The organism is Mycoplasmopsis pullorum (assembly GCF_001900245.1).
Taxonomy (GTDB): Bacteria; Bacillota_I; Bacilli_A; order Mycoplasmatales; family Metamycoplasmataceae; genus Mycoplasmopsis; species Mycoplasmopsis pullorum.
Map to the genome: position 1 here is coordinate 304777 of NZ_CP017813.1, position 14067 is coordinate 318843.

The 14067-nt window shown below is 27.2% G+C and carries 5 protein-coding genes and 1 pseudogene; 5 read left to right on the forward strand and 1 reads right to left on the reverse strand.

Annotated features, from left to right (window positions below):
• Positions 1 to 12 precede the first annotated feature (12 nt).
• The 5 genes and pseudogenes from BLA55_RS01160 to BLA55_RS04565 all read left to right on the forward strand — a co-directional run bounded on the left by BLA55_RS01160 (position 13) and on the right by BLA55_RS04565 (position 13221).
• A complete protein-coding gene (locus tag BLA55_RS01160) occupies positions 13 to 8652 on the forward strand; it encodes a hypothetical protein (RefSeq protein WP_073372290.1) in 8640 nt (2879 codons plus the stop codon).
• A 209-nt stretch (positions 8653 to 8861) separates the two neighbouring features.
• Positions 8862 to 10501: pseudogene (locus tag BLA55_RS04125) on the forward strand (IS1634 family transposase).
• A gap of 79 nt (positions 10502 to 10580) precedes the next feature.
• Positions 10581 to 11156 (forward strand): hypothetical protein, encoded by a 576-nt coding sequence (locus tag BLA55_RS01175; protein WP_073372292.1) that lies wholly within the window; start codon positions 10581 to 10583, stop codon positions 11154 to 11156.
• 238 nt (positions 11157 to 11394) lie between these two features.
• On the forward strand, positions 11395 to 13023 hold the full coding sequence (locus BLA55_RS04130) for an IS1634 family transposase (protein ID WP_084107625.1): 1629 nt from the start codon (positions 11395 to 11397) through the stop codon (positions 13021 to 13023).
• 123 nt (positions 13024 to 13146) lie between these two features.
• Positions 13147 to 13221: an HIT domain-containing protein gene (locus tag BLA55_RS04565; RefSeq protein ID WP_256373980.1), complete on the forward strand. Its 75-nt coding sequence runs from the start codon at positions 13147 to 13149 to the stop codon at positions 13219 to 13221.
• 122 nt (positions 13222 to 13343) lie between these two features.
• On the opposite strand, the gene BLA55_RS01190 is transcribed toward BLA55_RS04565, so the two are convergent.
• Positions 13344 to 14009, reverse strand: a complete 666-nt coding sequence (locus BLA55_RS01190; RefSeq protein WP_157089902.1) for a hypothetical protein — start codon at positions 14007 to 14009, stop codon at positions 13344 to 13346.
• Between the last annotated feature and the right edge of the window lie 58 nt (positions 14010 to 14067).

Sequence of the window (14067 nt, forward strand, 5' to 3'; positions counted from 1 at the left end):
AAGGATGTTAATATGAAAAATAAGAAAATTTTAACGAAAATAACTGCTGTAGCAGTAGCTACAGCTGCACTAACAGGTGGATTTTTAGCTTTCATTCACGAAAAGCAGGGTTCTGGTTTTGGTAATTTAGCTCTTATTAATATCAAAAATAGTGCTGTTACAATTGCACAAATTAAAAATTCTGAACTTAAAAATAAATTGAGTCCAGAAAGTTTAGAAAAAATAGATGAATATAACAAAGTTCTTAATGATAAAAATTTAAGTGATAATGAAAAAGTTAAAAAATTGTCTGAATCACTTAATGATATTACTAAAGAAGTAGCATCTTTATTTACAAATGATATTTCTAAAGCTGAATTTAATATTCTAAAAAACCTATTAGACCAACAAAATAAATTATTACGTGAAACCACTTTAAAATCTGACTTTAATTCTGATGCTTACCTTAAATTACAAAACGCAATCGAAAAATATGAAGCAAATCCTGAGTATGATTTATCTAAAGATTTACAAGATTATGAAAATTATTTTGATAAATCTTATGCAAAACAACAAGAATACTTAAATCCTGCCGCTGAATTAGTTGCTCAAGGGAAAGAATTGAGCAAAGACTTTCCTTATCCATTATTAAAAGGTGATTTTGACTTTGCAGTAAATGACCTTGAAGATTATTCTGAATCTGGCGAATTCTCACTTAACAACCTAGAGATCAAAGAAAGCATTGTTCAAAATAAATTAAATAATTTAAAAGAACTTAAAGATAGAATTGATGCCAAGGTTATTAGTGGTGATTCACTTTTAGACCAAGCTAAAGAAGCTTTAGCAAATGCTAGTGATCCAGCATTAAAAAAACAAATTGAAGCTGCAATTAAACAGTATGAAAATACTAAAAATAACTTAAATTCAGAAACTAAATTAGATGATGCAATTGAAGATTTAAAATCATCAATTTTACTGATTAGTGACAACAAAAAAGATCCAAATGAATTGAAAAATACAATTCAGGATTTTGTTGATGCTAATTTACCAAAACTTGATGTATTGCGAACTGCTTTTGAAACTAATTTACCTGATTTAACCAATTTACCATCTACTTCAGCTGAGTTGTCAAAAATCAAAAAAGATATTACTGATAAATTCAATAATTTAAAAAATCTTGAAGATAATTTTAAAGCTCTCGAAACAAAAATTGACAATGCCTATGCAAGAAGATTTATTTCAGATGGTAATAAGTTAAAATTAGATGATTTAGAAGATCAATTAAAAAAAGCGAAAACTCCTGAAGAAGCTGCAAAAATTCTCGATAAAATGAAGCAATTATTTGAAAAAGCAACTCAAGAATCAAAAGTGATGATGAGTGAGCTTGATAATTTAGAAGAAGATATTAAGTGATTGAAAAAACAACCACAATTAAGTAATGATGTTGACACTGATTTAGATGAATTAAGAAACAAAATTAGTGGAAGTGAAAATTTAGCAGATTTGCCTGATGAACAGCTTAGAGCGATCTATAAAACTTGATCAAACGAATTAAAAGGTGATTACGAATCTCAAGTTCAAGATTTAAATGATTATCTTCAAAGTTTAAGAAATCAATACTCAAATACTGCAAATTCTTCAAATGCTGAAGTTTTAAAAGAATTAGATCGTTTAAATGGTTTAGCAATTAATGTTGCAGATCAAAGTACACCAAATACTATTACTTCACTAAAAAATGTCATTACTCAAATGAATGACTTTATCGCTAAAAAACCAGCTTTAGATAACACAATTCGTCTTGAAGACTTAATTCAAGAAAAAGAAGCTCACTTAAATGATTTATTCAACAAGAAAAATAATTCAAACTATAAACCTAGTAAATTCGAAGAAGTGTTTATTGCTAATTTAGAAGGTTATAAAAACGATATTGCCGCTCTTAAAGCAGAATTAACACCTGAAAATGTTGATGAAATCAACGAAAAACTAAATGATATTTACGATCAAATTAATGAAAATACTGAAAAAGCAAACTTAGCTAAAGAAGCATTAAATGAAGTTGATCGTGCTGAGGATTTACTTAAAAAAGCTAAAAAATGACCTAACGCACAAGCTGAAACTCAAGTAGTTAGCGACAAAGAAGATGTTTTAAAAAATATTTTATTAAATCCAACTTCAACTGCTGAACAAATTAAAGCAGCTGAAGCAGAATTAGCAGCAGATAATGATGCATTAAAACAAAAAATTAGTTACGAAGAACAAGAGGCAATGTTTAATGATTTAAAGAAAAAAATCAATGAAACATTTCCTAATACTCTTAATGCTAGTGGTTTCACTCCAATGGAACAAGCAATTTTGGACAAATACGATTCATTAAAAGAGGAATTTAACCGAAGTGTACTAAACGATGGCAATTTAGAAAAAAATAAGGATGAAGTAATCAAATTAGAACAAATCCTTTCACTGGCAAAAGAATTACAAGATACTCAACTGGACGGTCTGCAACCAAAAATTGACGAAGCTGAAAGTGCACTAACACGTGGAACATACACTAATAATGAATTACCAAAAGCTTACAACGTCAACGGTGAAATTAGTGATTTAATTAATAAAATTAAAAGTGATTCAATTCCAAACTCAGAGGAAGTTTCAGCTTTAAATGTTAAAGCTCAAAATGAAGTTAATGATGTCGAAGTTGCGATTGAAAAAGACAAGATTGTTTCTTTAAATAATGAAATTCAGTCAAATTGACTTTCAGCAACTTCACCTGAAGCTGAAGCAATTAACGCTGGACTTTCAAAAATTGATCAATTTGCACAAGAAGCTTTAGCAAATAAAACTAATGCTAATGATGTGCGTGACGCAAGAGAAAAATTAGAAGCTTATCCGCCACTTGTTGAACAACTAAAAAGAGCAAATGATTTAATCAATTCATTAGAACAAGAACAAGCTGATTCTGATAAAAACGCTAAGATTATTGCTGAATTGAAAAAAGCAATGGCTCAAAATGATATTAATTTAACTGATTCTCCTGAAGTTATTGCTGAAAAAACTAATAATTTAAGTGCAATTGTAGATCGTGAAGAAGCAAAAAGAAACTTAAATGAAACATTAAAAAATGATTTAGCAGAAAAAATTGATCAAGTAACTGGTGTCGAAATTCAGTCACAAGTGCTTAAAGAATTAGACGATTTAAAACAACAAGCACAAATTTTATTAGATTCAAAAACTTCAACACCTGCTGAAATTAATGCTAAAAACGCTGAAATTCAGGCTAAATTAGCTGAAATTGACGCTCAAATAGCAAAAAATGTAGAAGATTTCCAAGCTAAAATTCATAAAATCGAAAAACTTAAAAATAGTTTAGATCCTCAATATGAAGCGAATCCAGATAAATTCCCTTTTTATAAGGGTGTTGTTGATCAATATCTTGCTGCGAAAGAATCTCCAACTACTTCACTTGCTGATTTAGATGATTTATATGAAGAAATGAAATTCGCTTTCCAAAGAGATAAAGCAGTTAAATTTGCTGAAGATTTAAGAGAAAAAGTACAACCAAACGACGAAGATTCAACAAATGAATATAATAATTTAACTCCTGATGAAAAATCTGGTTATAAAACTTTACAAAATGCAATTGAGACACTGACTGATAACATCTTGGCTAATATTAAAGATTCTAAAAATGATTATACTAACTATGATGTTGCTACTGATCAATTAAAAATTGAAAAAGCGAATGATTTATTTAACAAGCAAACTTTAGTTGCTGATAAAATAAAAACTTTAAAAGAACGATTAGCTGCTGATGCAGCTAAAGCTGATGGTGATGTAGGTAAGTTAACATCTGCAGAAATTGATTTAATTAATAAAGATCTTGAATTATTAAATGATATGTTAAGTGATTCATTTGCTAGTTCAATTAATACACCTGAAGAAATTGAAAATAAAAAGTTAAATTTAACAGACAAATTCCAAAAATACCTTGATTTAGAATCAAAACGTCTTGAATCAAAACTTTTATTAAAAGACTTGAGAAAATTATCAGCAGATGAAATTAGTCCTTATGATGCAACAGGAACAGATGCTTTAAACAATATCTATAATAATTTATTTAATCAAATCAACTCTGCAAATTCAATTTCTGAATTAGAGAATTTAGATAAAATAACTCAAATTTATAGAGATAAAATAGATGCTACATCAAAAGCTTCAGTTCAAGTAAAAGATGCTAAAGATTTCATTGATAGTACTCAAGATGATACGAGCTTAAAAGTAATTAATAAAGAAATGCAAAACTTAATTAATGAACTTCATACCTTAGAAACTGCAGCTGAAGCAAATTCAAGTGCGATTTTAGAAAAAGGAAAACAAATTGAAGCTTTATCAGTTAAAGCTAAAATTGTTAAAGAAATTAATGAAATTATTAAACAGGCACTTGACAAAAATAAAGTAATTGAATATTACACTTATAATGCTCAACAAAGTGACGTTAAACGTACCGAAGTTAAGGAATGATTAGAAGCTATTCAACAAGAAGCTTTTAAAGAAAATAATCATGAAACTTTAGAAAAAATTAAAGTTAAAGCACAAAAAGCGTTAGAAATTGTTAATGAATACGAAAAAGTATCAATTAAAATTGGTGAATATCAAAATAAATCAAGAGCTGGATATTTTGATGGGGATTTAGTAGATGCTAAATTATTAATTGCAAAATTATGAAACAACACTGCTTCTCAATTATTTGCTAGCGATCCAGAAAACGAAGAAATTGCAACAAAAACTCAAATCTTAGAAGATTCATTAGTTGAAATTGCTCGTCTAAATGAAAAAAGAAAATGATTAAATGATATCTTAAATGCATATAAAACAAGTGATGCAGCAAATGGATTAAGTTACCAAGAATTAAAAGAAAATCATTTAGAACTTTATAATGCTTTAAGTAAAAGAGTTGAGCAAATCCGTCAAAATGTGGTGTTAAAAGCAACTCAAATTCCACAAATTGAATCGGTTTTAGTTGATGGTCAATTAAAAGAACAAAAATTACAACCTGAATTTATTAAGTTATCAACTCTTATTAAGAATTCTGAAAATTTAATTAACTCTACTTATTCAGTTGATCCTACTTTAGTTGCAAAAATTAGTGATTTACAACAAATAATCAAAAAAGCTAAAGAAGGTTATAAAACTTTTAACACTCAAGAACAAATTCTTCAATCACAAGAAGAAATCAAAATTGCTGTTACTGAAGTTGAAATTCTTGCGAGATATCAAAGTGTTAAAAATATTATTGATAGCTCAACTTTAGCTTCTACTGATACTAAACCAATTAATAATCTATTAGATGAATTTAAACGTGAATTTGCTCAAACAGCAAAAAATAGCCAAAGTTTAATCGCTGTTAAAGATAAATACCTTAAAGATGCAATTGTCGATAAAAATAACGATCCGACTTACAAGAGTGTTAATTCTTTAGATGATACTACATCAGTGACTGTTAATGATAATTACGTTATCTTACAAGTTTTCGAAGATACTAAAGAATTAAGAAGAGTTATTTCGAAAGCACAAGAAATTTCACAACAAAAACAAAATCCTAATGGTGGTGGAAGTATTATTGATACTCCAAAAACTAAAGAGTTATATAGTCAATTAGATGAATTAATTCAAGAAGCTAATTCAACTATTAAAGATACTCCAAACAATGAATTAAATAAAGCTCGTATTAGATTCAAAATTCTAGACAAAATTAAAGAAATTAGAAACGAGAAATTTAATCAAGTTAAAGAATTATTAGCAAAAACTGAAAAATTAAGTCAAGAAATTACTGAAAATTCATGAACCAAAACAAGTACTTATGATGAAAAAGCAATAAATGACTTAAAGAAAATTGTTTATAGTGATAGTGCATTTACACAGTTAAATACAACTCTTGATAATGATGTTACTTTAAAAGCGGTAAACTTGAAAATTTATTATGCAACTCAAGAATTTAACAATCAACAAGAAAAAATTTGAGTTGAACAACAAGAAAAATTATCAAATGTTCTTAAAAACTTGAAGAGTTTAAAAGAAGTTTTTGAAAACACTGATGTTCGTGATGGTTCTGACATTAGTTTAGATCTTTATAATAGTAAATTGGTTAATAATTTTAACAATAATGAACCAAAAGCAAGCTTGTTATTAGCATCATTAAGTGATACAACTGCATTCCAAAATAATTATCATGTTTCAGATGAAGATAAAACTAATTTATCTCCTTTTGCTCAAAAAGTAAAATATGTAATTGCAAATTCAATTAGTCATATTCAATCTGAAATTAGTAGCTTTAACACTATTTACCACAATAATGTGAAAAAATATGTTGCTAAAGAAGATTCTGTAACTAACAAAAAAGGTATTATTCGTGAGTTTAAAGAATTAATTGAATCGTTAATTCAAGTTCAAAATGCAGGTGATAAAAATATTTTTCAACAATTAGGAATGTGAGAAGTTGTTAACTCATTTAACAATCAATTCTTAAATGCTTATAATTCATTCTTAGGAATTGCAACCAATTCACAAGATGAAACTAATTATGACAAAATAATTTTTTCAGATAATTCCCTAGTTATGGGGAATAATGCAATTGAGTTAAAAACTCTTAAAGCATTATTACAAGATTTAACTACTCAATTAAAATCTGATTTTGTAAATATTTATACTTTAAGAAATGATTTAACTCAAATCAAGGATGATTTAAAATCACCAAGAGCTGATGAAAATACGTTTAAAGCAATTGATTATTTATATGCAAAAGCAAAAACTGCATATCAAACTTTAGTTGATCAATTAGATGCTCATTTTATTGATTCTGCAAATAGTTTAACAAAAACTTCTACTAGCGAAACAAATGAAGATTTTGAAGCTAGAAAAGAAGAACAAATGAGAACTGAATCTGCTAAATTCATTAAAACTATTAACGATACTAAAAAGTTATTTAACTGATTAGAAGATAATTTAGAAAGTGAAGAACTTGAAGATCTGAAAGCTAATGTAACTCCAACTGCAGCTTTTGATATTACAAAAGCTAATGCATTCGCAAATAAACCAAGAAAACTATTATTATTAAATGATGTAGTTGAAAATTACACAAACATTAGACCTAAAAAACAAACCAGATATAAAGATTTTACTGATTTACTTATTTCTTTAGGTTCGCAAGATTCTAACATAAGTGAATTAGATATTACTTCTTATAATGAAATAGTTAATTTATTTGATGAATTTAAGTTTACAGTTATTGATCAAAATGGTAAATTAGATACATCTAATTTAAGAGTACTTGTTAAAAAACGTAGTGATGGAAGTTGATACGAATTTAAACGAAACTCAGCTGGTGATTATTCATCAACAACTATTAAATTAAATGTTGTTTATAAATTTGTATCTCCAAATTCAGTAGATTTTAACAACTTAACTCCAACTGAATTTGTTTTAAATGACACAAATCCATTAGAAATTAGATTTAATAATTCATCAACTGCTGAGTTTCCAAGCGGAAGAAATGTTTTTGTCCAAACTAATAATCAACAAAAACAATATGGACAAAATTCTAGTGTAACAATATTCAACTTCAAAGATGCTGGATGATTAGAAAACAATCAAACAGATGATGAATTATTTAATAAATTCTGAAGCGGACTACAAGAAAAAATTTTCAATGGAACAGGATTTAATAATAGAATAGAAGTTACACCTGAAGCTTACGAATATTCTAAAAAAGATGAATCAGAATTAAATGTTGACAGTAATGATAATTCTGAATTAGCAAAATTAAAAAGAACAGCCTTATTAATTAAAAACGAAAAATTAGGTATTAAATTTACAGTACCTGGAACAAATTCATTATCTGGTTCATGAACAGATTCGATTAACATTGATAAAGCAAGATACATTTCATATTTAGATGATACAACAAAAGAATTGGTAGTTCATGGTTTCTTCCCTGCACAAGCAATTAGTATTTCAGCTGATTTAAGATATGTGGATGATAAGGTAGCACAAAAAAAACAAGGTAATAACTCAAGTTATAAAGAAGAATACGGTTATACGTTCAAAACTGGAGCTGATGCAGTTGCAAACAGTATGCCTAGAGTTCAACTTTATACATGAAAATTCAAATTTGTAGTTGATTCTAATACCAAAGATTTAACTTCTTATATTAATCATTTAAGTTCTTATACCTTTAGTAAAAATAGATCATTAATGGCTGACGGTTATAATGGAAATGGTACAACAGATGCAGAAAAACAAGTCTGATCTGCGGATAACTTTACAAAATATGTTTATCAAAATAATCTTTTATTTGATTCGAATGGAACAATTAAAATTCCATCATCAAAATCAGATGCTGAACTAATAAGAAATGTTATAAGAAATACCTCTAATACTCCAGCAGTAAACTATATTCCTAATATACAAGATTATTCTGCTGTAACAAACAGTGAAGACAAGTTTAGATATTTTGGTATGGATAGAATCGGTGGTATTTTAATTAACAATGGAGTTGGTGAAACTAGTGAAGCTTTAGATGCTCGTCGTTATGGAATAGTTGGTAGTGAGAAAGCTCATAACATCCTTTCAATTTACTACAACTCTACAATTCAAGATTTGAAATTCAAAGTTAAAGATTAATTAACATTTAAACTAAAAGACGATAATGCTTAAATTCTAAGTATTTCGTCTTTTTTTCTTTATTGTTAAAATTTTGACCTATCCTGAGTTTCCAAGTTGAGCCATATAATTGGCTCATTTTTTTTACACATATATCATAGATATATGAATAAATAAAAAAAATTCATTTTTTTACTTACATTACACACATAAAATGATATAATAAGTGTATGAACTACAATCTATGCAAGAAAAAGCAAAATGGAAAATATTATTTAGTTTTAGCTATTTCAAAAGGTTTTAAAAAAGGTTACGGTAGTCAAATCGGTTTAGGCTATTGAGAAGATATAAAAGAAAAATATTCATTATCCTCTATTGAGGATATCAAAGAAATCGCAAGTAAAATTGATGTTAATTTGGATAAGCAAAGTGCAAAAGAAGAGTTTTTCAAATTACTAAAACCTAATTCAGTAAAAACGAGCATTCAAATCAAATATTGGTATCGATTTAATTTACAAAATCATTAAAAGAACTAGATTTGTTTTCAGCGTTACCAAAAGCAAACATAAATCTTTAGAAGAGGTTTTTAGAATTTTTTATAGCCACAAGAATTATTTGTCCAAGAAGCTATATGTCGCAATACAAAAATAAGAATGACTTCATAAACGATATTAATGTTAAAAAAACATCAATTTACAACTACCTTGATGTTATTTTAGAAAACAAAGATTCAGTTTTAGTAAACCTTTTTAACAAAATAAATGAATTAACTAACCGTAATAATGAAATTATTCATTTTGATAATACAACTGTTTATTTTGAAAGCTTCACACGAAAAGGTATCAGAAAAAACGGATTTTCAAAAGATGGAAAACATAATGAAGATCAGGTGGTGATTGCTATGGCTGTAGATTGAAACGGAATACCATTACACTATAAAGTTTTTCCAGGGAATACTGCGGATGGTAAAACAATGTTATCGTTTGTTTTAGAACTGCAATTTCTTTATAAAATAAACGACATTACAATAGTCGCTGATCGTGGAATTAATAATAATGCGAATTTGCGTTTTCTAGAACAAAAAGGTATTAAATACATATTCCAAAAAAGATTAGATACTTTAAGCAACGAGATGAAAAAATTTATTTTACAAGACGAAAACTATACTTTCAGAGATGATTTTTTCTGAAAAGAACAAATGGTGGAATCTATATGAAACAAAAAGAGATTTAATGGCCAATACCGAAAATGATGTGTGTTTTTTAGTCCTGGTAAAAGAACACTAGACAAGTTAAAAAGAAACAATTTCATCGATAAACTAAATCAAAAAGCTATTAACGGAGAACTACATCTTAGTTCATTAGTTCCTGAATACAAAAAGAAATATATGGATATAAATGGTAAAACGGTCGCGAAATTAAACTGAGAAAAAATAAAGAAAAAGGAATCAGAGGATGGTTTTTATATTATTGAAACCAATATTCTTAACTTAACACCATCAAGAGCTAATGAAATTTATAAAAGACAATGAAAAGTAGAAGAAAACTTTAGAACACTGAAATCTTCTTTACAAGTTAGACCTGTATTTGTACACAGCGAAAAACACATACTAGCACATCTTTTATTGTGTTTTATTGCTCTCGTTGTTTTAAAATATTCTCTTTAACAAATTAAAAAATTATTATAAAAGCAACGGAGAAATACAAAGAGTGACTTTAGATCTGTTTATTGATTCTTTAAGGATGATGAACAATTACAAGAAAAGAAAGAAATTGATGGTAAGGTTGTTCAGGAAATAATAAATGATTTAGATGAAAATCATAAAGAAAACATAAAAATTTACAAAGACTTTATTGCATGCATGACGTAATTCTATGTGTGTAATTTTAATCACGAAAAAACAAATACGCCTATATCGTAGGCGTATTTGTTTTTTATGCTTGAGTAACTTGGAAACTCAGGACAATCAATTGACATATACTTATACATATGACAATAATCAATATACTCAAAACATAACTCACACAACTCCAGAAGTGCCGACAGTTACAACTGAAACTGAAGAAGAAACAGAAGAAAAATCTAATTTTGAAAAAGCTAAAGAATTAGCTGCTAATAATCAAGTATTTAAAGTTAGTGGTATTACGTTAGAACATTTCAATAAGTTGTATTCAACCGAACAAAAAGGAAGAAGAATTGATAATGAACGTGATGGTTGAAAAGTAAATAAAAGAGCAAAGGATAAAACTAAAATTTTTATTTTACCTAATTTTGGATTTACCGATTCTGCTGATCAAATAATTGATGCTGATAAGACTTCTACAGAAAAAGAAGTAAGAATTGCCGGTTACACAGATCATGACAACACTAGCGATAAACAAAGATCAGTAAGACTTATTTTTGAAACAAGCGAAGATAATGGAAAAAGAACCATTATACTTAAATACAAATTATTCGATAAAATTAATAAAACACACTCAGAAGAATACACACACACATTCTCTGAAGACGACGTTACACAATAACAGTCAAACAATATTTATTGCACATTAACTAACTCTTTTTATGAGTTAGTTTTTTATATTTTGGAATTAAATTATATAATTAGTACAAAAGGAGAAACAGTGAAATATTTAACCTGAGTTTCCAAGTTGAGCCATATAATTGGCTCATTTTTTTTACACATATATCATAGATATATGAATAAATAAAAAAATTCATTTTTTTACTTACATTACACACATAAAATGATATAATAAGTGTATGAACTACAATCTATGCAAGAAAAAGCAAAATGGAAAATATTATTTAGTTTTAGCTATTTCAAAAGGTTTTAAAAAAGGTTACGGTAGTCAAATCGGTTTAGGCTATTGAGAAGATATAAAAGAAAAATATTCATTATCCTCTATTGAGGATATCAAAGAAATCGCAAGTAAAATTGATGTTAATTTGGATAAGCAAAGTGCAAAAGAAGAGTTTTTCAAATTACTAAAACCTAATTCAGTAAAAACGAGCATTCAAAATATTGGTATCGATTTAATTTACAAAATCATTAAAGAACTAGATTTGTTTTCAGCGTTACCAAAAAGCAAACATAAATCTTTAGAAGAGGTTTTAGAATTTTTTATAGCCACAAGAATTATTTTGCCAAGAAGCTATATGTCGCAATACAAAAATAAGAATGACTTCATAAACGATATTAATGTTAAAAAAACATCAATTTACAACTACCTTGATGTTATTTTAGAAAACAAAGATTCAGTTTTAGTAAACCTTTTTAACAAAATAAATGAATTAACTAACCGTAATAATGAAATTATTCATTTTGATAATACAACTGTTTATTTTGAAAGCTTCACACGAAAAGGTATCAGAAAAAACGGATTTTCAAAAGATGGAAAACATAATGAAGATCAGGTGGTGATTGCTATGGCTGTAGATTGAAACGGAATACCATTACACTATAAAGTTTTTCCAGGGAATACTGCGGATGGTAAAACAATGTTATCGTTTGTTTTAGAACTGCAATTTCTTTATAAAATAAACGACATTACAATAGTCGCTGATCGTGGAATTAATAATAATGCGAATTTGCGTTTTCTAGAACAAAAAGGTATTAAATACATATTCCAAAAAAGATTAGATACTTTAAGCAACGAGATGAAAAAATTTATTTTACAAGACGAAAACTATACTTTCAGAGATGATTTTTTCTGAAAAGAACAAATGGTGGAATCTATATGAAACAAAAAGAGATTTAATGGCCAATACCGAAAATGATGTGTGTTTTTTAGTCCTGGTAAAAGAACACTAGACAAGTTAAAAAGAAACAATTTCATCGATAAACTAAATCAAAAAGCTATTAACGGAGAACTACATCTTAGTTCATTAGTTCCTGAATACAAAAAGAAATATATGGATATAAATGGTAAAACGGTCGCGAAATTAAACTGAGAAAAAATAAAGAAAAAGGAATCAGAGGATGGTTTTTATATTATTGAAACCAATATTCTTAACTTAACACCATCAAGAGCTAATGAAATTTATAAAAGACAATGAAAAGTAGAAGAAAACTTTAGAACACTGAAATCTTCTTTACAAGTTAGACCTGTATTTGTACACAGCGAAAAACACATACTAGCACATCTTTTATTGTGTTTTATTGCTCTCGTTGTTTTAAAATATTCTCTTTACAAATTAAAAAATTATTATAAAAGCAACGGAGAAATACAAAGAGTGACTTTAGATCTGTTTATTGATTCTTTAAGGATGATGACAATTACAAGAAAAGAAATTGATGGTAAGGTTGTTCAGGAAATAATAAATGATTTAGATGAAAATCATAAAGAAAACATAAAAATTTACAAAGACTTTATTGCATGCATGACGTAATTCTATGTGTGTAATTTTAATCACGAAAAAACAAATACGCCTATATCGTAGGTGTATTTGTTTTTTATGCTTGAGTAACTTGGAAACTCAGGAGTAATTGATCAAGGAATTCCTGCGTTTAAAATTGTAATTAACACCGGAAAAGAAGCAGAGCAAAGTGTATTTCATACACATATTCATGTAATTCCTTACAAATAAGAATTTTAAAATCCCCACGACTAAGGTGGGGATTTTTTATTAATCTTAATTGTCACCAACTGGGGACAATTAATGAAATTCAGTGGAACTATTAATACGAAAACAACTGTAAAATAGCTTTATTAGTCTTGAATTGCTCAAGGATTTCAAATTACATTTAATCTGATAGGGTTTGAAATTTTGCTATTTATTAATTTGATTTTTAAAATATCGTTTCAATGAATTGATAAAAATAGATATCCAAAAATTAATGTTAAATAGATAGCGTGAATTCAAAAATATTTATGGTACACATAATAAAAATAAACTTTTAAAATTTGAGCATCAACAACCATTAAAACAACGTATGCAACAAGTACAAAAATAGAAATGAAAAAATTATTTGTAATTTGATTTGAAATAATTTTATTTGCATTTTGAAGATTATGATTTATTGTTAAATTGAATTTTAATTTGGTTTCAAAATCAAAAGGAAAAATTAAAGCAAAAAAGAATATTCTAGATTTAGATTTGTTAAACCACAAAATAACTGCAAATATAGTCAAGCGAGTTGTTTGAGATACTAAAGCTAGTACAAAAAGCGGAATTATAACTTGATAATAAGCACCAGACGATTTAATATTTTCGATTGTTCCGATATTTAGCGCGATATTGTGTAGATATAAAAGATAAAATAGACCGAAAAACAATAAGAATCAGCTAATGAAGTTGAAAACACACATAAAATTCAATAATTTGATGTTTGTTTTATACAATTCTGGTTTAAACCACAAGGATAAATTTTTCATAATAATTATTATAAAGTTTTTTAAGGATTTAATTGTTTAAGAGTTAAAAATATTATAA